19 protein-coding genes and 3 tRNA genes are annotated in these 22,600 nt (G+C 57.5%); 8 read left to right on the forward strand and 14 right to left on the reverse strand.

What is annotated here, in order from left to right; translation table 11 throughout:
• Positions 1-28 precede the first annotated feature (28 nt).
• The 7 genes from ispE (at position 29) to Q8L89_07125 (ending at position 5,044) form a co-directional block, all read left to right on the forward strand.
• Positions 29-892, forward strand: a complete 864-nt coding sequence (gene ispE / locus Q8L89_07095; protein MDP1708813.1) for a 4-(cytidine 5'-diphospho)-2-C-methyl-D-erythritol kinase — start codon at positions 29-31, stop codon at positions 890-892.
• A 120-nt stretch (positions 893-1,012) separates the two neighbouring features.
• Positions 1,013-1,087: transfer RNA gene (locus Q8L89_07100), tRNA-Gln, on the forward strand.
• Between the two features lie 205 nt (positions 1,088-1,292).
• Entirely contained in the window at positions 1,293-2,231 is a 939-nt protein-coding gene (locus tag Q8L89_07105) for a ribose-phosphate diphosphokinase (GenBank protein MDP1708814.1), read from the forward strand.
• A gap of 124 nt (positions 2,232-2,355) precedes the next feature.
• On the forward strand, positions 2,356-3,042 hold the full coding sequence (locus Q8L89_07110) for a 50S ribosomal protein L25/general stress protein Ctc (GenBank protein ID MDP1708815.1): 687 nt from the start codon (positions 2,356-2,358) through the stop codon (positions 3,040-3,042).
• 27 nt (positions 3,043-3,069) lie between these two features.
• Complete coding sequence (gene pth / locus Q8L89_07115) at positions 3,070-3,648, forward strand: aminoacyl-tRNA hydrolase (protein MDP1708816.1); 579 nt, start codon at positions 3,070-3,072, stop codon at positions 3,646-3,648.
• A 129-nt stretch (positions 3,649-3,777) separates the two neighbouring features.
• Positions 3,778-4,869 (forward strand): redox-regulated ATPase YchF, encoded by a 1,092-nt coding sequence (gene ychF / locus Q8L89_07120; protein ID MDP1708817.1) that lies wholly within the window; start codon positions 3,778-3,780, stop codon positions 4,867-4,869.
• Between the two features lie 98 nt (positions 4,870-4,967).
• Positions 4,968-5,044, forward strand: a tRNA-Met gene (locus Q8L89_07125).
• A 19-nt stretch (positions 5,045-5,063) separates the two neighbouring features.
• On the opposite strand, the gene Q8L89_07130 is transcribed toward Q8L89_07125, so the two are convergent.
• The 12 genes from Q8L89_07130 to Q8L89_07185 form a co-directional block, all read right to left on the reverse strand.
• Positions 5,064-6,065: a site-specific integrase gene (locus Q8L89_07130; GenBank protein MDP1708818.1), complete on the reverse strand. Its 1,002-nt coding sequence runs from the start codon at positions 6,063-6,065 to the stop codon at positions 5,064-5,066.
• Complete coding sequence (locus Q8L89_07135; GenBank protein MDP1708819.1) at positions 5,966-6,307, reverse strand: helix-turn-helix domain-containing protein; 342 nt, start codon at positions 6,305-6,307, stop codon at positions 5,966-5,968. Before Q8L89_07135 ends, Q8L89_07130 begins: the two co-directional genes overlap by 100 nt.
• Entirely contained in the window at positions 6,300-7,682 is a 1,383-nt protein-coding gene (locus Q8L89_07140; GenBank protein ID MDP1708820.1) for a replication initiation factor, read from the reverse strand. The genes Q8L89_07135 and Q8L89_07140 overlap by 8 nt, the downstream gene beginning before the upstream one ends.
• A gap of 82 nt (positions 7,683-7,764) precedes the next feature.
• The gene (locus tag Q8L89_07145; GenBank protein MDP1708821.1) at positions 7,765-8,667 is read right to left on the reverse strand and encodes a hypothetical protein; all 903 of its coding nucleotides are present in this window, start codon (positions 8,665-8,667) and stop codon (positions 7,765-7,767) included.
• 10 nt (positions 8,668-8,677) lie between these two features.
• Positions 8,678-9,160: a hypothetical protein gene (locus Q8L89_07150; GenBank protein ID MDP1708822.1), complete on the reverse strand. Its 483-nt coding sequence runs from the start codon at positions 9,158-9,160 to the stop codon at positions 8,678-8,680.
• A 9-nt stretch (positions 9,161-9,169) separates the two neighbouring features.
• The gene (locus Q8L89_07155; GenBank protein ID MDP1708823.1) at positions 9,170-10,891 is read right to left on the reverse strand and encodes a DUF2326 domain-containing protein; all 1,722 of its coding nucleotides are present in this window, start codon (positions 10,889-10,891) and stop codon (positions 9,170-9,172) included.
• Entirely contained in the window at positions 10,888-11,133 is a 246-nt protein-coding gene (locus tag Q8L89_07160) for a hypothetical protein (GenBank protein MDP1708824.1), read from the reverse strand. Before Q8L89_07160 ends, Q8L89_07155 begins: the two co-directional genes overlap by 4 nt.
• Positions 11,130-12,032 carry a hypothetical protein gene (locus Q8L89_07165; protein MDP1708825.1) on the reverse strand — a complete coding sequence of 301 codons (903 nt, stop codon included), beginning with the start codon at positions 12,030-12,032 and terminating at the stop codon, positions 11,130-11,132. The genes Q8L89_07160 and Q8L89_07165 overlap by 4 nt, the downstream gene beginning before the upstream one ends.
• The gene (locus Q8L89_07170) at positions 12,029-14,572 is read right to left on the reverse strand and encodes an N-6 DNA methylase (GenBank protein ID MDP1708826.1); all 2,544 of its coding nucleotides are present in this window, start codon (positions 14,570-14,572) and stop codon (positions 12,029-12,031) included. The genes Q8L89_07165 and Q8L89_07170 overlap by 4 nt, the downstream gene beginning before the upstream one ends.
• Positions 14,572-15,393, reverse strand: coding sequence for a KilA-N domain-containing protein (locus tag Q8L89_07175; protein MDP1708827.1), 822 nt, complete (start codon positions 15,391-15,393; stop codon positions 14,572-14,574). The genes Q8L89_07170 and Q8L89_07175 overlap by 1 nt, the downstream gene beginning before the upstream one ends.
• A gap of 8 nt (positions 15,394-15,401) precedes the next feature.
• Positions 15,402-17,942 carry a DEAD/DEAH box helicase family protein gene (locus Q8L89_07180; protein ID MDP1708828.1) on the reverse strand — a complete coding sequence of 847 codons (2,541 nt, stop codon included), beginning with the start codon at positions 17,940-17,942 and terminating at the stop codon, positions 15,402-15,404.
• Positions 17,943-18,039: 97 nt separating this feature from the next.
• Entirely contained in the window at positions 18,040-18,777 is a 738-nt protein-coding gene (locus tag Q8L89_07185) for a TIGR02391 family protein (protein ID MDP1708829.1), read from the reverse strand.
• A gap of 521 nt (positions 18,778-19,298) precedes the next feature.
• On the opposite strand from Q8L89_07185, the gene Q8L89_07190 reads away from it, so the two are divergent.
• Positions 19,299-19,379 (forward strand) — tRNA-OTHER (locus Q8L89_07190).
• Between the two features lie 169 nt (positions 19,380-19,548).
• On the opposite strand, the gene Q8L89_07195 is transcribed toward Q8L89_07190, so the two are convergent.
• Together Q8L89_07195 and Q8L89_07200 are read right to left on the reverse strand one after the other, a co-directional pair.
• Positions 19,549-21,927 (reverse strand): EAL domain-containing protein, encoded by a 2,379-nt coding sequence (locus tag Q8L89_07195; GenBank protein ID MDP1708830.1) that lies wholly within the window; start codon positions 21,925-21,927, stop codon positions 19,549-19,551.
• Between the two features lie 215 nt (positions 21,928-22,142).
• Positions 22,143-22,600: hypothetical protein (locus Q8L89_07200; protein MDP1708831.1), on the reverse strand; the 458-nt coding region annotated here is incomplete at its 5' end.

Raw genomic sequence — 22,600 nt, forward strand, 5'->3', positions numbered from 1 at the left:
CGCACATTTCTGGTAAAATACACGCCTGATGAAGACGCGTGCCTGGCCAGCGCCCGCCAAACTTAACCTGTTTCTGCACGTCACCGGGCGCCGTCCGGATGGCTACCACAATCTTCAAACCGTGTTCCAGTTTCTGAACTATGGTGACGATCTGCACTTCGGCCTGCGCGACGATGGCGTGATCCGCGCCACACATGTGCTGCCGGACATAGCCGAAGAACACGACCTCTGCGTGCGCGCCGCACAGCTGCTGCAAGCGGCAACGAACACACGGCAAGGCGTTGATATCCGGCTTGAGAAGCGCATCCCGCTGGGGGGAGGGCTGGGCGGCGGCAGTTCGGATGCCGCCGCCACACTGGTGGCGCTGAATCATCTGTGGCAGACGGGGCTCACAATGGAGGCATTGGCCAGCCTCGGATTGCAACTGGGCGCGGATGTTCCGGTTTTCATACATGGGGTGGCGGCTTGGGCGGAAGGCGTCGGTGACAAACTCGTGCCCGTGACCTTGCCCGAACCGTGGTACGTGGTCGTCACGCCGCCGTGCCGGATATCGACCGCCGAGATATTCAATCTGCCGGATTTGACACGCGCGAGCCCCCCGCTCACAATGCGCGACTTCCGTGCAGAGCAGTTGCCGATGTATCGCAATGACTGCGAGGCTACAGTCTGCCGCCGTTATCCGGAAGTGGCCGATGCGCTGGCCCGCCTCTCGGCCTACGCGCCCGCACGCATGACCGGCACCGGCAGCAGCGTATTCGCCGCCTTCGCGCTGGAGCGACAAGCGCAGCACGCACTGGAGCGCCTCGCGCTCGAACCACAGGCCAGCTGGCAAGGCTTTGTGGCTCAGGGAAGAAACCTGTCACCGCTGCACACAGCGCTGGCCAGTGCGTAAAATATATACACTCCGCAGCGTGCCGCAGGCACAAAGCAATGGGGTTCGCCAAGGGGAGTGGCGCAGCTCTCCCCTTGGGTCGCCCGCGCGAATTTACCGCGCGCGGCAGCGAAATTATATTGGGGTGTCGCCAAGTGGTAAGGCACCGGATTTTGATTCCGGCATTCCCAGGTTCGAATCCTGGCACCCCAGCCAAATGATAGTATTACACAAGTGATCAGGAGTGCCGGGGGAGAACCTGGAGGGTTCGACAAAATTGCCTGGGGCAATTTTGAACAGCAGCGCGCAACGCTGCTGACCCCGCAAGGGGCGCGGCACAAGGACGTGCAGCGTAATCCTGGCACCCAGCCAAATTCAAGCACAAGCAAAACATCAGGGGAAATCCATGGCCGACAGTAAAATGATGGTGTTTTCCGGTAACGCCAACCTCCCGCTTGCGGAAAGCGTCGTCAACTACCTCAACATGCCGCTTGGCAGGGCGGTGGTGGATCGTTTCAGCGATGGCGAAGTAATGGTCGAGATCATGGAAAACGTACGCGGCAAGGATGTTTTCATCGTACAGCCCACCTGCGCACCCACCAACGACAACCTGATGGAACTGCTGGTAATGGTCGATGCCATACGCCGCGCCTCCGCCTTCCGCGTCACCCCAGTCATCCCCTACCTAGGCTATTCACGCCAGGATCGACGCGCCCGCTCGGCGCGGGTACCGATTACCGCCAAGGTAGTCGCCAACATGATCGAGAGCGTCGGTGCCGACCGCTTGGTCACCGTGGATCTGCACGCCGACCAGATTCAGGGCTTTTTCGACATTCCGGTCGATAACGTCTATGCCTCGCCGATCCTGCTGGGGGATGTCTGGAAGCACAAATACCCCAAGCTGATCGTGGTCTCGCCCGACGTCGGCGGCGTGGTGCGCGCCCGCGCTGTGGCCAAACACCTCGACGATGCCGAGCTGGCCATCATCGACAAGCGCCGGCCGCGCCACAACGAGGCCAAGGTGATGAACGTGATCGGCGACGTGGAAGGCCGGACCTGCATCCTGGTGGACGATCTGGTCGATACCGCCGGTACCCTGTGCCAGGCCGCGCGCGCACTCAAGGAGCATGGCGCCGCCAAGGTCGTGGCCTATTCCACCCACCCGGTGCTGTCGGGCCCGGCGGTGGACAACATCATGAATTCAGAGCTGGATGAGCTGGTAGTAACCGATACCATTCCACTGCGGCCCGTCGCGGCCGCCTGCCCGCGCATACGCCAGCTCAGCATCGCCGCCATGCTGGCCGAGACCATGCACCGCATCCACCGTGAGGAATCGGTCAGCTCCCTGTTGATGGACTAAGCAGCCCTGTCACTGGCCATTGGGTGGTTTCTTAACCCGCCGATTTCAGCTAAAATAGCCCGTTTTATGGATCCACCCTGCTCTGGTCGCGGAGCGGGTATTGTATTTCAACCCGGAGAAACACATGGCCATTGATTTTGAACTTGTCGCCGAGCCGCGTCAGGAGCAGGGGAAGGGTGCGAGCCGCCGCCTGCGTCACGCTGGCAAAGTGCCCGCCATCATTTATGGTGGCGGCAAAGACCCACAGACGATTACCCTCGACCACAATGCACTGCTGCGTCACCTTGAGCACGAGGCCTTTTATTCCCACCTGCTCACCGTCAAGGTCGGCGGGGAGGAATCCCGGGCAGTATTGCGTGACCTGCACCGCCACCCCAGCAAGCCGCGTATCCTGCACCTTGACCTGCAGCGCGTCAGCCCGATGGAGAAAATCCGCATGCGCGTACCGCTGCATTTTATCGGCGCCGACATCGCGCCGGGCGTCAAACAGGGTGGCGGCATCGTATCGCACCTGATGAACGATCTCGAGATCGTCTGCCTCGGCAAGGACCTGCCGGAGTACATCACCGTAGACCTTACCGAAACCGAGCTTAACGAGACGATCCATCTGTCCGACCTCAAGCTGCCGCAAGGCGTAGCCCTCGGGCACGGCGCTGACCGCAAACGCCCGGTGGCCAGCATCCATCTGCCGCGTGTTATCGTTGAACCGGAAACGGTCGCTGCACCTGCTACAGTCGAGGCCACAGCACAGACCGCCGCCGCTGCCACACCGGAGGCAGGCGCCAAACCCGCCGCGAAGGACGCCAAGTAAGGCCGTTCACCGGCAGAGGTTACCCGCTTGCCGCGCATCGAACTCATTGTGGGCCTGGGCAATCCGGGCCCGGAGTATCAATACACGCGGCACAATGCCGGCTTCTGGTTCGCCGATGCCGTGGCCCACGAGTATGCTGCCGGCTTTCAGGCCGAGAGCCGGTTTCACGCCCAGATCGCAAAATTCACGCCTGACCCGGTCGGCGGTGAATGTCGGCTGCTGAAGCCGCAGACCTTCATGAATAGAAGCGGACAGGCCGTAGCCAGCCTCGCCGCGTTCTACAAGCTGCCGCCGGAAAACATCCTGGTCGCACATGACGACCTCGATCTGCCGCCGGGCGTGGTACGGTTAAAGCAGGGCGGCGGTCACGGCGGTCACAACGGCTTGCGCGATATCATTGCGCAGATGGGTGACGCTTTCGCCCGGCTGCGCATCGGCATCGGCCATCCCGGCAAGGGCAACAATGTAGAAGGCTATGTGCTGAAACGCGCACCCGCTGCGGAGCAGAACTTGATGGATGACGCAGTCGCCGAGGCCCTCGCCGCACTGCCGCTGATCCTGAACGGCGAGCTGGAAAAGGCCATGCAGCAGTTGCATAGCCGTTAATAACTAATATTCTTAAACGTCAAGGCGCAAAGACGCAAAGAAAAACCCGGTGTCTGAGGCTTAATACTTTTAGCTTTCCCTGCGTCTTGGCGACCTTAGAGTTGCGAAATTTTTTAAAGAGTAATCATTATGGGTTTTAAATGCGGCATTGTCGGCCTGCCCAACGTGGGCAAATCCACCCTGTTCAACGCCCTCACCAAGGCGGGTATCGCAGCGGAAAATTATCCGTTCTGCACCATTGAGCCCAATCTCGGCATCGTGCCGGTACCCGACACACGGCTCGATGCGCTGGCTGAAATCGTCAAGCCCCAAAAGGTTATCCCAACAGTCATCGAGTTCGTGGATATTGCCGGACTGGTGGCGGGCGCATCCAAGGGCGAGGGTCTGGGCAACAAATTCCTCGCCCACATTCGTGAAACCGACGCCATCGCGCACGTCGTACGCTGCTTTGAAGACGCCAACGTCGTGCACGTGGCGGGCAAGGTCTCGCCGATAGACGACATCGAGGTCATCCACACCGAGCTGGCACTCGCCGATCTCGACACGGTGGACAAGGCGCTGTTGCGCATAGGCAAGGCCGGCAGGGCGGGCGACAAAGACGCGCTGGCGCAAAAAACCCTGCTCGAGCGTGTGCACGCACACCTCGACAGCGGCCAGCCGGTGCGTTCGCTCGACCTCGTCGCGGATGACCTGAAGCGCCTGCACGAATTACATTTGCTCACTGCGAAACCGACGCTGTACATTGCCAACGTGGCCGAGGACGGCTTCGCAAACAATCCCTATCTCGACCAGATGTGTGCCCACGCCACACGCGAAGGTGCCGCGCTGGTGCCGGTGTGTGCCGCCATCGAAGCCGAGATCGCGGAACTTGCGGACGAAGACAAGGCGGATTTTCTGAAAGAGCTGGGTCTGGACGAGCCGGGCCTCAACCGCGTAATCCGTGCCGGTCACCAGCTGCTTGGGCTACATACCTATTTCACCGCAGGCGTAAAGGAAGTGCGCGCATGGACCATCTCCGCCGGGGCTACCGCGCCACAGGCCGCAGGCGTCATTCACACCGACTTCGAGCACGGCTTCATCCGTGCCGAAGTGATCGCCTATGACGACTTCATCAAATATCACGGTGAGGCGGGCGCCAAAGAGGCCGGCAAATGGCGGCTGGAGGGGAAGGAGTACGTCGTGCACGATGGTGATGTCATGCACTTCAGGTTTAATGTTTGATAAAGGCAGTTGAAAGTAGCAAGTTACAAGTAGCAAGAAAATCTTTATAATTTCACACCCTTGCTACTTGCAACTCGTCACTTGCTACTGTTTTCCAAGGCTATGTAGCTCAGCTGGTTAGAGCGCGGCACTCATAATGCTGAGGTCGGTGGTTCGAGTCCACCCATAGCCACCAATTAATTCAGCAATTTAGCTCACCCTTTAACAATTACCAGCCTGGGCTGTGCCAATTTCGTGTCACGAGGCACAATCCGCTCAGCGTGTTCGGCCAAGTGTTCCGCTGCGAGGTGCGCATACCGGCGTACCATCTCAGAACATTCCCACCCGCCCATCTCCTGCAACACATTAAGCGGTGTTCCCGCCTGCGCATGCCAGGACGCCCACGTATGGCGCAAGTCATGCCACCGGAAATCACTCAGGCCCGCCAACTTCACCGCCCGGCGCCACGCCTTGGTGTTCACCCACCAGACCGGCTCCCCGTCGTACGTAAACACGTACTCAGGGTGCTTACCGACCTGTTGCCGGAGTACGCCGACCGCCTCAGAGTTCAAAGCGACCGGGATCGCCTTCCTGGCCTTGGCTTGGTCGGCATGGATCCAGGCGACCTGACGCTGCAAGTCCACCTGGGACCACGCCAGACGGCACACGTTGCGCTGACGCAATCCAGTAGCCAGCCCGAAACGTGCCATCGCTGCCTGATGGGGCGGCAAGAACGACAATAGACGCTCTGCCTGCTCCCGCGTGATCCAACACACCCGGCGGTTTTTAACCGGATACATCGGCACCTTAGGGGCCTTATCCAACCACTCCCATTCGTAAGCAGCTCGCCGCAGTATCGCCCTGATCAAGGCCATATAGCGGTTAGCCGTGGCACGGGTGCTTCCATCCGCCTTGGCTTCCGCTATCTGGTCCAACAACGCACGGTTTATTTCATTCAACCGCTTGCCACCCAGATAAGGGTCCACCCACTGCAGGATTTCCCTATCCTTATCGGTCGAGGCCTTATGGCTTTTTTCCTTAAGCCACTTCACCACAGCCTCTTTCCAGGTGTACTGCGGGCGCTCACCCAGACTTTCGACCCGCCACAAATCGGCTTTTAACCGGTCGTGGTATTCCTGGGCCTGTTGCTTATCTTCAGTCTCAGTAGATTGGCGTATTCGTCGTCCGTTTGGTGACGTAATGCCGATCCACCACACATTGCCGCGTTTATAGAGTGACATGGAATAACCTCCTTCCAGCCACTTTGCGGCGCTTGCCCATTGTCATGATAGAGCGACCGCAGATAGGCGGCAAGGTCTTCGACCAGGAACACCCACCGCTTGCCCGGCTTAGCCCCCCGAACAACACCCGCCTTGGCCTTTTGACGCAACACTGCCGGAGACATCCGCAGGAAGGCGGCGGCTTCAACGAGATCAAGCGTTCGGCAAACATCACTCACCGTCCTTCCCCAGGCGGTATGCGCGCCCCAAGTCTTGCCGAACGAGGCGATCCCTCTCCATCTGACTCACGGGATCGGGCAGGCAATACAAGCGGCGCTTGGCAGCCACCTTCTCCCTAGTCAGACTCCTAAAGTCATGACAGATAAAATTAGGGTTAAACGGGTCGTTGTAATACGCACGCGTTAAAGCGTCTAACCCTTTCAAACCTTCAACGGGGCAATCGATATCCTTGCTGGCCATATAGCCAGTCAGTAACGAATGATGGTGAGAGGCAAAATAGGCGTCCGAAGGTGCTTGATGGGTAACAAACCGAATCGGTACAGCAACGCCTGGCCCTTGCCATGGAACAGCCTGTAAGACCTCCCACAACGGATGCAGAGGCCAGCGGGATTGCGTCTGATCATTCGGGTTAGGAAGCGTCAGCTTGAGCCAATCGCGAGTGGCGTAGGACCAGAGCGAGGAAAGGGCCCTCAACAAATCATCTGTAGTAGAGACGCCAAGCTGCCGCAAGACCTCTCGCCGGAACTGGAATTCCAGGCGGTGAACGGGCTGGCCATGCTCCCACCCCGCCTCGTACCACAAATCCTTTAAATAAGTCTTGTCGCTGACCTTGATCTCCAAGGTCTTGTCGTAGAGGCGGCAGGAGATAGCTCCACGGCCCAACGTCCAACCCGAAAACTGACGGTCTACCGAATACTCAGTAATATCTCGCGCCCGCGTGACCCAAGCGTTCCTATCCCAACTAGATATAGCAACAGGTGAAACAAAATCGACAAAGAGATCCGCCCGACTAACCCTGGCATATCCTTCGACCAGGCCAAAGGATTCAACCACCTGCATGAGGTCGGCTAATACATAATCCACCCCCTTGGCAGTTAACCAGTGACTGGATATCTTCACATAGGCCAACGGGAGGGAGCGCGACTTAGAACCAGCGATCTGCAGGCGGTAACAAGGATCATCCAAAATATAAGAACAACGCTTAGTCCCACGGTCCCGCACTATAAAATTGTGACCCCCGAAAGAATAAACCGCCAGGGCTTGAGTCATGACGGACTCGGACTGTGCCAAAGTCTTGAGCCTATCAAACTCGGTAGCCTTTTCTTGGGACAAGGCACCCGAATAGGACACGTATAAACTGTCTATACCAAATCTGAGAAGAAGACCGAATCCATCTTCAATGCTATTAGCAGGTGCTGTGTTACTAGGCGGCGCACCTTCTGGCCTGCCGCCGTCCGCACGGTGCGTGCTCGCGCACGCTTCCGTGCGGCCTGACGGTGAGCCGGATACGGCGGCTACAGTGGGCTCATGCCCTGCAAGGGCAGTCTCAGGGTTAAATCGGTTCTGATTGTGCATAAAAAAGTCCTCATCCATCGGCGGATATGCGATTGCTTTCCGCAACGGATAGAAACTTTATGCACTAAGGGCCTTAGCCTGAAGGCACTAAAAAATATTTTCACTGCCTTGACTTTTTGGCGCGGCTTTGAAACTTACGATACTCGGCGAGGCGCTTGGAAATATAGCCCACCTCCTCGATGCGATTATTATATCCACCGACACCCGCACTATCACAAACATACAGAAGTTCAGAATGCGACAGGGTGTCGAGCAAATTCATTCCGTCCAGCAGGGCAAAGGTCAGCCATAAGGAATGGAACCGAATTTTCCCTCGAAGCACTGGATTGGCAATGCGGTAAGCAAGCTTATCTAAGAAATCGGCGTCACCCGCAAGCTGGGCGCGCTCGGAGCGCTCCTTAAAGTATGGCAGGTTCGTCAAGATAGTCCGGTCTATCTGAACCGCAAGACAAAAAGCGGTGTCGTCGCCAGCGATGGCTTGTTGGACTAAAGCCGTCATTTTCTGCCCATGTACCATCAGGGCCATGTAGTTGTAGAAATTGGATAAGAGTGACATCCAGATGATTTGGCTCACCCGGATTTCCTCGGCCTGGTCTTCAGGGCTCAGAGCCTCGAAAATTCTGCAAGCCGATTCAAACTCAGCATCAGTCTTGGGTATGTGGAAGCCATCGAAATCAAGAGATATCAGATGACCGATAAGTTCATTAAGGAAGGCAGTTTGCTCTTCTTCAGTAGTGATCTTTCCTAGTTCCTGATTCAGTTCATTGATTGCATCGGGGGTGAGGAAAGCAGAAAAACCAAAGCAATTCAGCTTTTTTTCATCCAGGTATAGCTCAACATAGTTTTTAATCTTGAGATTTTGGAAAGCACGCTGAATCGTAGGCGGGAGTACCATCCAGCCGCCTTTGGACTGCATGGACACCAGAATCCAATCCAAATCCGGGATAATGCACTGGAGATACTTTATTGCGTGCTCAATATCGGGTTTAGGTTTTAAGTCCATGAGGTGAATTTCAGGCCCAACGCTTCCTTGGGGCGCGCCGAATCTCGGTGATTTTAATGTCGAGCGCGGCCTGGATGCTGTAGAAGATGTTGCCGTTGGGGTGGGCAGATTCGTTGCGGTCGTCCACCAGCTTGGCGTAGGTGCCGATCTTGCCGTTGTCACAGGCGATGAGCTTGAGGAAGCGCAGGATGCTGCGTTCGTTCACGGTGCTGAACACGAAGGGCGAAGTCGCGTCGAGGAGACTCTTCTCGATGTCCTTGCCGAAGCCGATCAGGCCCATCGCGAAATCCTTTGGCGTCGTCTGCTTGATCTGCCAGATGTTGAAATAGACGAAGCTCATCGTGAGCATGTGGTAGGCGAGGAAGGCGAACTGGAATTTGCCGTGCGTGTGGTTCGTCTCGAAGGCGTCCCACAGAAACTCGATGTACTCCTGCTCTTTCGGCGTCTTGAAGGAGAGCGGCAGGTAGTCGGCGAGTTCGGCGGCTTCTTCCATCGCTATTGATCAGAAACGGAAACCAAACAGGCCACCGTCTTCCTTGGCATCAGTCAAGACCGTCGGGAGCACATGGTCCAGAAGGTTGAAACCGGCGACGGTCTCCTTGAACGCATCGTCTTCATTCATCGTGACGATGTACTGAAAGCCAAGCTCCGCAGCCGTTTCCGCGCCAACCTTTAGCGCGCTGATTAGCTGCCGACCATCAACGCCGTCGAAGAGATGGCTGTCGTGAATCAGGAATCCTGGCCCCATGCCATGCTTGGCACAGAGGCGCATGAGCATCATGTCAAAGCAGAAAATCTGCATGTTCTTGATGCCCTTGCTGCGTGAGCCTTGCATTGGAAACTTGAATACCGGCCCATTGGACGTTTCTTCTATGGTCATGCTGCCAGCGGACTCGTACAACCGCTTTGACGTCTCCTCGAAAGCGAGAATTGCTTCGGACAAGCGCGTCCTCTGCTCGGCAAAGTCGCGCCGCAGGCGCAGTGTCAGTCTGTTTCGTTCGATTTCCAGTTCGTTCTTCGTTCCCTCCAGTTGTTCGGCAGCCTCGAAGCGTTGCCGCAGCGACTCGACTGCCGCTTCCATGCGCCCGGCTTCACCTTGCAGTTGAGAAAACTGATCCAGCGCGCCGTGACTTTGTAGAATGCCCATCACGACAGCCCGCCGTGCGTCGAGCCGGACCTTCTCCTGCTCGCGCGCCGCCACGCGCTGTTTCGCCGTATCCAACTCTCCGGCGAGGTAATCTCGCCGATTCCGAATGACCGACTCATGGAAACTTCGCACGTCTTCGTAGCGCTTGATGGCGACACCTGGCAATGCGACGCCCGCTTCTGCGTAGATACTCTGAAGATCGGCGAGTGACGGGGGTGCTTCCGCCTGTATGGCGCGCTCTAGGTCTCCGATCATTGCCGCGTCAATCACATTGGCGTTCGACAGGTCATTGATTGCGCGCGTGAGCTGATCAGCCTCCGCTTCCAGTTCTGCGTACTGAGGCAGCACACGGAACGAGGCAACCTGGGACTTGATATCTGTCAGTCTGGCTTCGGCCACAGTCAGTTGGGTGCGCAGATCGGACGCCTTTCCGACGATACTGCCGAACGCACCAGCCCCGGCCGCCTTCTTCAGTTCAGCCAGGGTCTTCTCCCGATCCCGAACTTTCTGCCAGTCGCTGGCAATCCTCCAATCCAAGCCAAGCAGGAAAAGCAGGGCGACCTGATAGTCACCGGCCTGCTGCATGTTTGCCTGCTTCTCAGGTGTGGTGAACGCACCGCTGAGTTGCCGACGCACGAAATAGGCGAACAGAGAACGGAATGTCGGGACGCGCCCATCGTACTCAGGCTCCTCATGCAACCCGAATATTTTTTCGCCTAGGAGTTCTACCCACTCGGAATTCGAGAGGCCGGTCTTTCCCTTCGCGAAGGTGTCGCCTTCAAGATGAATCTTGGATTTTTGATGCCCCGAGCGTTCAACCTGAAGATTCTCGCCACCGAGATCGAACGCCATGCCAAACGATGCGTTGACGAGCGCGTCCGAACGGAACAGGGAATCCTTCCCGGCATCCGCGCCGGTCAGGAAGTGCACGATCTCGATCAAGCTGGTCTTGCCCGCCCGGTTGCGGGTTTGCTTATCCGTCGCGCCTGCTTCCTTTTGCGCGATCAGCACATTCAATCCGGGCTTGAACTCCAGCGCCTTGAACGTCGCGAGACTGCTGTAGATGCGATGGATCATAATGCCCTCCGAACAAGCAGACCGTCATGCAATTCGATCGCCCCGATGAGAAAAAGCAGGTCGAGCGCAAGCACGAATCCGTCGTAGTGCATGGATCGCGATGCCTTCTGGTCAATGACGGCGCGCGGCATCTGCTCCCACAAGGCTGACACGGTGACGGGGTGTGACAGGTGCCGCAGGATCGCCGCGCCGACAGTAAGCAGGGCACGATCCTGGGACAGGTGCTTGGAAGGAAGAATCATAGTGCGGCCCACCGTGGTTCTTCAAAGATGTCGCAGCGCTCGAAGTAGTACGCGATGACCGCGAGTACAGCCAACTCGTGCTCCGGCGTCCCGCGATCATCGCCCCCGACCCACGATTGAAGTGCGGCAAAGATCCGGTTCGGGCCATCGCTCCCGCGCAGCTGCCGATACTCGGCCTTAAAGGCCTCGGCCAATCGTTCACCGAGCGTCTCGTCGTGCCATTGGGCGAGAAACTCGGCGACCAACGGCGACTTGATCATGCCCTCCTTGAGCAAGCACGCTACGGCCTCGGACAAGGCGTTTGCCTCGATCTTCCCAGTCGGGACGTCCTTCACGTCGGTCATCGGTGGCGCTGGGAGCGTAGCGATCCTCTCCAGCACGACCTTCAAGTCACCGAAGCCCAACGTAATCTTGGTCGCGTCGGTCGGGGCAGGCCCGAACCACGACGCTTTGTCGTCTGCGGTGAGCTTTCTGAAGATCAGCCGAAGCTCCTCCAGGGTCCACGGCTGTAACTGAATTCCAGGGTTTGCCGCTTCGAAGTCAAGTAACAGCTCTTGAACATGCGGCGGCAACCCATCCGTCGCGTTATGGACGAACGTCCAAGCGTCGAAATGCTTGCCCCAATGCTCCCTCGCACCCGCGAAGTCCTCAGTGATCTTGGCCTTCGCCTTTGCTGCATCCATCTGATTCGGCGCGTAGACCTGGAACAGCCGACGCTGCGATTTGAGAAAGCCGTCGTTCTTGCGGTCACCCTGATTCCCCCACGGCCGGCAGGCCATGAAATCGGCTTTGTAGGCTATGCCCATTAGCCGCTCAAAAAAGGACTGAAACGCATCGCCCTTCGCGCGGAGAAACTCGTTCTCGAATTTCTGTTCGTAGTAGGCGTCTCGCAGATTCATGCGCCAGCCTCCGTAGATAGTGGCTCTTCTTCGCCCCAGATGCGGGCGAGGGTGGCCTGGATCTTTTGCTCGAAGCGGGCGATCAGTTCGCGGTTGGCGGCCACCAGCGCTTGCTCGGCTTCGATCTCGGCGACGATGACTTGCTGGGTGGCGAGGGGTGGGAGGGGAATTTGGTACTCTTTGAAAAACCCGTTGTAGAAACTCTGGACGGTAACTCCAGGCTTGATGCCGTCTGCGATAATCGAAGCAGCCCTTGTCTTGAGCACATAGAACAGAAAATTAGAACTTACCGCCTCTCCCTTGGGCAGGAACGCAATCAAATCCTGATTGATGCACATAGGCCGGGACAGCATCGCAACCGGGAATGAGTGTTTGAGGATCCCAGATCGCACAACACAGACCACGGTCTTCGCCGGAAAGAGTTTCGTTGCGCTGCCAGAAACTGCTTCCGCTGAGATATGGTCCTCGGTGTCGAGAATAACGTCAGACTTCATGTCTTTCGGCGAAACCCAAGGTATATCACCAGTCCAGTAGCTCGGTTCCGCTTTCGACGGCGTGCCTCCACTTGTTGTCGTGAAGTGCTCGCCCAACTCAACCATCGGCCATTCAGGGTGGATGGGGATGTGGGGGCGGTAGTGGTCGAGGACGGCGCGGGCGCCGTTGATGACTTTCTGGTAGCCCTCGATCTCCGCCACGATTTCCTTCTGCACGTCCAGCGGCGGCAGGGGGATTTGGAGTTCGCAGAACTTCGACTTGGAGATTTCTGCGAACGTCCCGCCTGTTGCCCACGCTTGCATCGTCGGCACGAGCTTGGTGAGCGCAAGAGCCACGAACTCCGGCACTGCTCGCGCCGAATCTTCGATCACGACGTTCTTGAAGCCTTGATTCGTAGCGATGGGGACACGGTTGATCGCTATGCGGCCAATGGTCGCGCGGGTCGAGACCACGACCGAATTTGCCGGGATCATCTTCGCGGAAGACTCGCGCAAGCCTTTGTCGGAAATCGTCCGTTTCGTCGCGGTGATTTCAGAGATGAAGTCGGTCGCTGGAAGGTCAACAAGCGTCGCCCAGGGAATGCCGCCGCCCCAATACTCCTCAACGTCGGACTTGGGCGTGCCGCCGCTTTCAACCCGAAACAGAGTCTGTTCGCCGAGGAAGACCAGCGGGAAGGAATGATTCGAGGCAGCCCCCTCCCGATACCGCTCGCCGCTCAAGTTGAAATCGCCATTCGCGGCGAGCTTTTCTTTCGGCACGATCTGGGCGGTGGACGCGCTGGCGAGGATGCTCTCGGTGGGCGCTTTGGTACGGAGGGTATGCAGGTACGCAGCGAGTTCGGCCTGTACCTGCGGCAGGTCGTTCTTCTCGATGGCTCGCCGCTGGGCGCCGAGGCCGTAGCCGTCGTTCTCGACTTTGAAGAAGGCGATGGTGTCGGCTGCCTTGGCGAGGGATTTGTCGAGGATGAGGATGCTGGTCTTCACCCCGGAATAGGGATTGAAACAGCCGGCCGGCAGCGACACCACGGCGACGAGGGAATTCTCGACGAGCATTTTCCGCAGGTCTTTGTAGGCGGTCTGACTCTGGAAGATGATGCCTTCGGGGACGATGATGGCGGCGCGGCCGGTGGGCGTGAGGTGCTCGGCCATGTAGTCCACGAACAGGACTTCGCTGCGCTTGGCCTGGATGGAGAAACGTTTGTGGGGCTTGATGCCGCCTTTCGGGGACATGAAGGGCGGGTTGGCGAGGATGACGTCGGCAAATTCGTTCCAGCGCTCCTCGGAGGTGAGGGTGTCGTACTCGAAGATGTGCGGATCGGTGAAGCCGTGCAGGTAGAGGTTCACCAGCGAGAGGCGCACCATGTCGGGCGAGATGTCGTAGCCCTTGAAGTTTTTGGCGAGGCGGCCCTTGTCGTCGGGCGTGAGGGTGCTGTGGCCCTTGGCGTCGGTGTTGCTGCGCAGGATGTGCTTGTAGGCGGAGATGAGGAAGCCGGCGGTGCCGCAGGCGGGGTCGAGGATGGTTTCGCTTTTCTGCGGCGCGAGGACTTCGACCATGAAGTCGATGATGTGGCGCGGGGTGCGGAACTGGCCGGCATCGCCCTGGCTGCCGAGGACGCTGAGCAGATACTCGAAGGCGTCGCCGAGGCGCTCGCTGTGGTCGTAGCTGAACTCGTCGATGATCTTGAGGAAGGCCTTGAGCGTTTCGGGGTCGCGGTAGGGCAGGTAGGCGTTCTTGAAGATGTCGCGGAACAGCGGCGGGATGCCGGGGTTTTCGGGCATCTTGGCAATGCCTTCGCCGTAGAGGCCGAGCATTTCGTGGCCGCCAAGCGAGGGGGCCATGAGCTTGGCCCAGCCGTAGCGGGCGTAGTCGCCGGTGAAGAACTTGCGCTTGCCGCCGAGTTCCTCGCTCTCGGCGTCCATGTCGTCCATGAATTTGTAGATGAGCGCGATGGTGATCTGCTCGACCTGGGATTTTGGGTCGGGCACTTTGCCGACGAGGATGTCGCGGGCTGTGTCGATGCGGCGCTTGGTGTCGGTGTCGAGCATTACTTCAAGCGTTTCATGGTGTTGTCAGCCAGCAGGGTGTGCATCTGGGAGATGGCGATTTCGTTGAGCTTCTGCAGGCGCTCTGCCTGCGTCAGGCCTTGGCGGATGAGGACGGCGTTGAGGCTTTCCAGATTGGTCAGGACGACCAGTTGCTCCAGCGGCGCTTGGTCGCGGATGTTGCCCTCCGCATCGGGGTTGGCATCGCGCCATTGCTTGGCGGTCTGACCGAACAGGGCGACATTGAGCAAGTCCGCTTCGTTGGCATAGACAAGCGATGCCTGCGACTTGGTGATGGCAGGCGGGATGAGCGTCTCGCGGATGGCATCGGTGTGGATGCGGTAATTGATCTTGGACAGGGTGCGCTGGAGATTCCAGCCGAGTTTGAGGCGGTCGCTTTCTTCGTCTTTGAGGCGCTGGAATTCCTTGATGAGGTAAACCTTGAATTCAGCGCTGATCCACATGCCGAATTCAAAAGCAATGTCCTTGTGTGCGTAGCTGCCACCGTACCTGCCTGCTGTGGCCCGCAGGCCGATCGCGTTGGTCTTTGCAACCCAATCCTTGATGCTGATCCTGTAGCTGTTCAGGCCCGCCTGACTTTTAATTGTGTCGAATTCGCCATAATTAAAACCGGGGTTATGGACGCGCTCCCATATCCCCAGAAACTCCACGGTATTGCGATTCCTTAGCCAGTCACCGATGAAAAAGTCACCGTCCTTTGCTTTCAGCATGTCGGTCAGGGAAATGTAGTCCTCATCGTTCTGTGAAAGTACGGTGATGCTTGTTCCAAGAACCTCGATGGACAACTTCTTTGATTTGCTCATGGCGATTCCTATGGCGCGAACTGGTTCAAGGACACGTAATCCTTGATGTATTCGGGGACGAGCGTGCGGTACTGCTGGGGCACGGCTCTGAAATCATGGGTGGTGAAGTACGGGTTGGTGGCCAGATCGGTGAACTGCCTGCTGTCGATGATGTCGCGCACCCGATTGCTGGTGACGTAGGCCTTGAAGTAGGTCTTGATGGCCGGGATGGCCGAGGGCGGCTCGGGTATGCGGTCGGCGACGAACTTCGAGAACTCTTCCTCCAGCAACTCATCCTTCGACTTGAAGCGCGGGATGAGGCCGAAGACCTTCTCCAGGATTTCGCGCAGGGTCAGGCGGCGGTCCACGGCGGCGGCTTTGCGGAGCTTGTCGAGGGTGTAGTACTCCTCGGGCTTGTCGAAAACTTCGCGGTTGACGTAGTCGATGACGCGGTCCCACTGTCCAGCTTCAACGGCGGCGACGACGGTGTCGTTGGCGCGGATCACGTCTTCAAATTTATCGAAGAACATGCGATCGATCTTCATGCCCTCGGCCGTGATCTCCTCGACACGCATCGAAGCCAGTATATCGGCGCCGAGGTGCTCGTAGGTTCCGCCCACGACCACCGGGCCTTGGCCGCCCCCGTCATCGCTGCCCTTGCCCTTGGGCGGCGGCAGCTTCAGCACTTCGTCGTAGTTGAACTCTTCCTCGAAGTATTCGCAGTTGGCGAAGAAGTCGAACAGCTTGAAGGCGGTTTTGATGGGCTGTTGCACGCCTTCCTTGAGGGTGTCGTCGAAAAGCACTTCGCGGAAGTCGTGCTTGCGCGTGCCGCGTCCCTTGATCTGGATGAAGTCGGTGGGCGAGAAGATCGGGCGGAAGAGACCGATGTTGAGGATGTCGGTGCAGTCGTAGCCGGTGGTCATCATGCCGACGGTGACGCAGATGCGCGCCTTGCTGGTCTTGTACGAGGGGATGAAGTTGCCGGAACCGAGCAGATTGTTGTTGGCGAAGTTGATGGTGAACTGCTGGGCGTCGGGTATCTGGGAGGTGACCTGCACCGCGAAGTCGGACTGGTACTTGGCCGGAAACATGCGGTCGGCCATCTGATTGAGGATTTGCGCCAGCTTGGCGGCGTGGTTCTGGCTGACGGCGAAGATGATCGACTTGCCGATTTCGCCGCTGACCGGGTCGCGCAGCGCGTTTTCCAGAAACGTCTTGCAGAGAAGCTGGTTGGTGGTGTCGGCGAAGAAACGCTTTTCGAACTCGCGCTGCTTGAAGGCCTGCTGCTGGTCCTCGCCGGTGTCATCGGTGAACGAGACGACGAAGCCCTCTTCGGAAAGCAGCGTGGTGGTGACCTCGGTGCGGGCGTCCACCACGGTCGGGTTGATCAGAAAGCCTTCCTTCACGCCATCGAGCAAGGAGTAGCGGAAGGTTGGCTGGCTGTCCTCGCAGCCGAAGGTGCGGTAGGTGTCGAGCAACAGGCGACGTTCAGCCTCGCGCGGGTCGCGGGTGCCGGGGTTTGCGCCGTCGAACCGGCGCAGGTAGTCGCGCGGCGTGGCGGTGAGGCCCAGCTTGGAGCCAATGAAGTAGTCGAACACGGCGCGGGCGTTGCCGCCGATCGAGCGGTGCGCTTCGTCGGAGATGACGAGATCGAAGTCGGTCGGCGAGAACAGCTTCTGGTATTTATTGTTGAACAGCAGGGACTGCACGGTGGTGACGACAATCTCGGCGCGTCGCCAGTCGTCCCGGTTCTCCTTGTAGATCACGGTCTGATAGTCGGCCGACAGCACCGCAGCGAAGGACTTCTTGGCCTGGTCCTCCAGTTCAAGACGATCCACCAGGAACAGTACGCGGCGCACGTTGCCGGAACGGAGAAAGAGCTTGATGACGGCGGCGGCGGTGAAGGTCTTGCCAGTGCCGGTCGCCATCTCGAACAGGAAACGGTCCTTGCCGTCGCCGACTGCGGCCTGAAGGCTGTGGATGGCCTTGAGCTGGTAGGGCCGGAGAAAGCGCAGCTTGTTGACCTGGATGTAGCCGGGGCGCTCCGCTTCGTTTTGCCAGGCGGCTTCGGATGCGTAGTTCGGGCGCTGGGTGCGAACGATGTAGTCCTCGCCGACCTGCTCTTCGATCAGGCGTTGCGGGTTGGGTGTGACCTGCTGGTAGCCGATCACCGAGTCCGGCGTAGGGAAGGACGTAATGAGGTAGGGGTTGCCGCGCTCTAAGTCCCAGAAGTAGTGCAGGTTGCCGTTGGAAAGGATGACGAAGCGGCAGTTCTGGGACTTGGCGTACTTGCGGGCCTGCTCCTTGCCGACAAGCGGGCTCTTGGCCTCAGACTTTGCTTCCAAGACGATGAACGGAAACCCCTTCGCATCGAGGAGCAGGAAGTCAATAAAGCCTTTGCTTGTTTTCTCGAAGTTGTCGCCCAGTGCGTCAAGATCGGCTGATTTGATCGTGACGCTGGGCTCAAGGCGGATGTTCGCGGGCATGTTTCCGTCCGCGAAAAAGCGCCAGCCAGCCGCTTCGAGCAGCTTGTTGATCTTGATGCGGGCTGTGGCTTCTTTATCGGACACTCTCGTTCCTGTCTCAGCGTGGGTGGTCAAGCGTTATAACGTAAAAGTAAGGGGCTGCGCGCTTTTGCGCAGTCCCGCTTGACTGCCGGGTTCGGCGTCATGGGTTCCGCCTGCTATCGACTATGCGAAGTAAGTGGCTAGCCAGAACAACCATCTCTTGCGCTTCTACTGCGTCGTTGATGGTGACGGTACGGTGGGAATGTGGATTTTTGTACGAACCAATTGCTCCGGCAAACAAGTGCGCCAATGCTTCGCGCTCCGCTTCTAGCTGCTGTTGATCGGAGAGTGGGCCGGTAGTCTTGTCGAATGCCTTGCGCATTAATGGCACTCCGATGTCTGCATCGGCGAAGTGACCCGCATCACGCACTGAAATTTCAACAGCTCGGAATGACTTGAACACCGCCGTTTCTAGGTCTCCACGGACGATGTCAAGCCAAACTTCGTCGGCAATGGACGGGTGTAGTAGCGCTTTTGGGAAGCCAACGCTACGTGCGTAAGTCTTGAAGTTGTCATTTGCCAGCACTGCCCGAGCGCGCCGACTCAATAGCATCCAGCCATTGTTTCCATTCGATCCGGGTGCCGGAATGAGAAGCCCCTGTATCGTTAGCCAATTCCAAGCCTCAGCCAGTGCTAACTCGGCCTCGTTTCGACGGTTCTGCGGATAACCGTCGTTGGCCCCGACAGTGCCGGCAATGTGTGATGCGATCGCCTGAGGGTGAATAAGACCGTTCTGTCTGTGTTCGTTGGCCAACCGTAGAACAACCTCGGCAAGCTCCTCTGGCGCAAGCGCCAAGAACACTTCGATGTCCGGGATTAGCGAGGTCAGAGTTGCCATATGTCACCAGTGGAAGAGCATGAATGACGCCGAACAGTTATTCACCAGACCGACCGGTCAGGACTATTGAAATTCCCAGAACATGCCGATGCGCAATAACTGCTTGATTCATTGTGGGTGCTCTGAGCTTGTCTGTCCGCATATGCAATCATAGTACAGATCGATGACGCAGGTGTACTGTGGAGGCTTTAACCCTCAACAGGAGTGACACTTATGGGGTCAGATTAGCCGGCTGTTGGCTCAGACCGGCCTCAGCCGACCAATACCGTGATCGAGTGACTGCTATGGGGGGAAATACTCGACCGTCTTCGTCTGGACGCATGTCGTCATTCGCGACCGCCTCACGCTGAAAAGAATGTCTTAGACAACAGTAAGTTGATCACCATACGGGATAGCCATCTCAAGTGGGCCAGCTGAAGCTGAGCTCAATCGCTGTGCCAAAATTGTGGCCATTTTCTAAACGGCTAAGAATAGCCGACTAATACATCAACTACGGTTTAATGAGGGCAAGCACCGTAAGTGACTGATGTAAATAAATGTATTACTTCTGGTCCGGGCTCATAATGCTGAGGTCGGTGGTTCGAGTCCACCCATAGCCACCACTCCACTTCGCGCTTCAGTCTGTACTACCCACTGCACTTTCACAGCGCTGAGGCCAGTCAAAAATTGCCCGCCTACAAGGGGGCTCGCCGCCGGCGTACCCGTCATGGCTCTCGCACACCCATCTTATGCGCTGAGATATATCTCAGAATGGGCTCCTTCGAGGCCCATTCAGGCCGCCAGGAAAAGCTCCGATACCGGCCTCGGTTTTGCGATGTGATAGCCCTGCGCATAATCCACACCGATTTCCCGCAGCTTGTCCAGTATCTCCTGCGTCTCTACGAATTCAGCGACAGTACACATACCCATTAGATGCCCGATATCGTTGATCGACCTGACCATGGCGAACTGTATCGGATCCCTTGCGATATCCCTGATGAAAGAGCCATCGATCTTCAATATGTCCACGGGCAACTCTCTGAGATAGGCCAGGGAGGATAGGCCTGTGCCGAAATCATCCAGCGCAAAGGTGATGCCTTCCTTTTTGAGCGTGGTGATAAATCGCCTTGCACTATCCATATTATGAATAGCGGCGGTTTCCGTGATCTCAAGGCAGATAGTCTGAGGTTGGACTCTGCTGCGCCTGAGTTCGCGCAGAATGAATTCCAGAAATTCTTCATTGCCCAGGGAAAGGCCGGAAATGTTGATCGCACATTGCTCGACGACACGCTCAGACCGCATGGGACTGATGCTGGAAAATGCGGTGGAGATAACCCATCTGTCGAGCTGGATAGATAGACTATAGCGCTCGGCTGCGGGCAGGAACTTGTTGGGCATGACCCAGTTTCCTGTCTCGTCTTTCATGCGCAGTAGCAGCTCGAAATGCAGTCCGTGATCGTTGCCACCAGAAACCGGTGCTATTGTCTGATAGAATAACTCGAAACGGCCTTCCTCCAACGCCTCTGGAATTCGAGTCGCCCACTCCATCTCACCCCGCCTCTGCACCATCTGCTGATCATTTTGGGCATACACGTGTACCTGGTTTCGCCCCTGATCCTTTGCCGCATAACATGCGGCATCGGCGCTGGCCATAATATCTGCGGTATTGGCACTTACCTCGGTGATCTGAACCACCCCAATGCTCACGCCAACGCGGTAAACCCGATCCATCCAGTTGAAGCGAAAATCTTCGATGGTCTTGAGCAAACCCTGCGCAATTTTCCAGCCAGTCGACAATGTACAGTGACTGAGCAACAGACCGAATTCATCGCCACCCAATCGGGCAAGAGCGTCCCCTTTCCTTATATTAGCCTGCAGTAATTGGCCAAGCTGTATTAGCAGCAGGTCGCCGGCTCCGTGGCCACAGGTATCGTTTATGATCTTGAATTGGTCAAGATCCAAAAAACACAGGACATGTTCGCTGCAATCAGTCTTCGCGTTTTTCAAGGCGTGAGCTAACCTATCCTCGAATTCCAAACGGTTGACCAACCCCGTCAGGCTGTCGTGTGTCGCTTGATAGGATAGCTTCTCGGTGAGTTTGTGCGTCTCGGTAATATCCTCGCAAACCAGTAATGTAGCGGTAGTATTGTCATCCTGCATAAATGACTTACCCACCACTCTTAGCCAGATGATATTCCCCTCTGCATCCATCTCACGCAAAGTCCATTGACACTTCCTGCCGGGCGTCATCGAGCAACGCGCTATCATCTTGAGCGATTCATTGCGATCCTCTGGCAGCACCCTGTCAAGCACGGATGACCCGATCAACTCATTGTCGGCCAGCCCGAGCTGCTCGATCCCATGCTGATTGATCGACAGTACCGTTCCCTCTCCATCCACAGTAATCAGCATCAGCGGGTTGGCATCGTAGAGCGTACGAAAGCGTTCTTCGCTGATGCGTAGTGAGCGCTCCACCTGGATGCGCTCTACGATATTAATCTTGAGCTGATCTCCTGCCTTGTCGCGCTGGATCAGTACCTTCCGGAAGGCCTGGATGGCTTGATTGACGGCGCCGAACTCATCCCCACGACTCAGCGACTGCTCCGGGATATTGATATCTCCCTCGGCCAGCCGCGAGAGCGCCTCAATGGTGTATTTGATATCCGACGTGAAGAGTCTGGACAGCAGTGTACTGCCTAGCACAACGAATATAATTGTGCCACCCAGAATCATAATGAACAACAGTGCGCTGGTGTTGAATGTAGACTGGACATCCGCCACCCCGGATTGGGCGCTTTCCTGCACAGCATCAATGAAAAGCAGAAACTCATCGTTTGCGGTGTTGTAGGCCTGATTGGCCTTGAGCGTGAACTGCGTGATCAGCTTTACCTCTACTGACGCCAGGAACACCGTTGATCCCACCTGATGGCGGTAGTCGAGGAGCCGTTGCCGCAGCCTGTCGGATATCTGCTGCTGGCCGGCGTCAAATTCGAACTTGCTACTGAGCTGATCCAACCCCTCGATGGTTCTATTGACCGCTATGACGCACTTCCTTCCCTCGGCATATATCTCTGCCTCGTGCACACGCTCCCGCAACGAGGATGCAAGCAGACTGATGAATTTTGCGTGATTGGTGGAAAACTCTGAAAACAGCCGGAACATCTCGCGCATCTTGGGCACGTCCCGGCTGACCGTCTGCTCCAGCTGGCTCCTCTGGGTTTCCTGCGCGGACAGAAAAATCGCGCCCAGGCCCAGCATCAGCGCCACCGAGATCGCCGGCAACAGCAGGAATTTGGTGCGAATAGAGAGGTTCGAGAGGAGCCTCATCAGATCAATGCTCGTGCTTCATGTTGCCCTTAGAGCCACGCACCCGCAGGTCGTGGGTATCACTTACCAGTTACCGGCCGGCGGGTTTCTTTATTGCCGCGCACGAACTCCTGCCAATGCGCCGGAAGTATGGTCGCAATATAGGTGAATTCATCGCCGGCGCCGGGCTTGAATACGATGGCAACGCCCTCCGGCTTGGGCCAGATTCCGGTCGCCTCTTGCAGATTACCGGTATGGCCGGAAAGCACGGTGTTGGTGCCGGGTTCGCAGGGGGCGGTCGCCAGCATTTTTCTCAACGCCTGTGCCCGGCGTTCGGCGGTCGCTTCGTCGGCGTCGACGCCTTGCCGCAGGTCATCGACGATTTCCATGCTGCCGAAGGCGAGTTTCGAGCTATCGATGGCGCGGCAGAAGGGACTGCTGAGCACGGTGGAGACGCGGATACCAAGGGCCTTTATCGCCTCCCCGATCCCGCGCATCTGGTGCCGGCCCTCCTCCGAGAGCGGCCGCTGGGTCTCAC

The organism is Gammaproteobacteria bacterium (genome assembly GCA_030680605.1).
Classification (GTDB): domain Bacteria; phylum Pseudomonadota; class Gammaproteobacteria; order SURF-13; family SURF-13; genus JAQBXX01.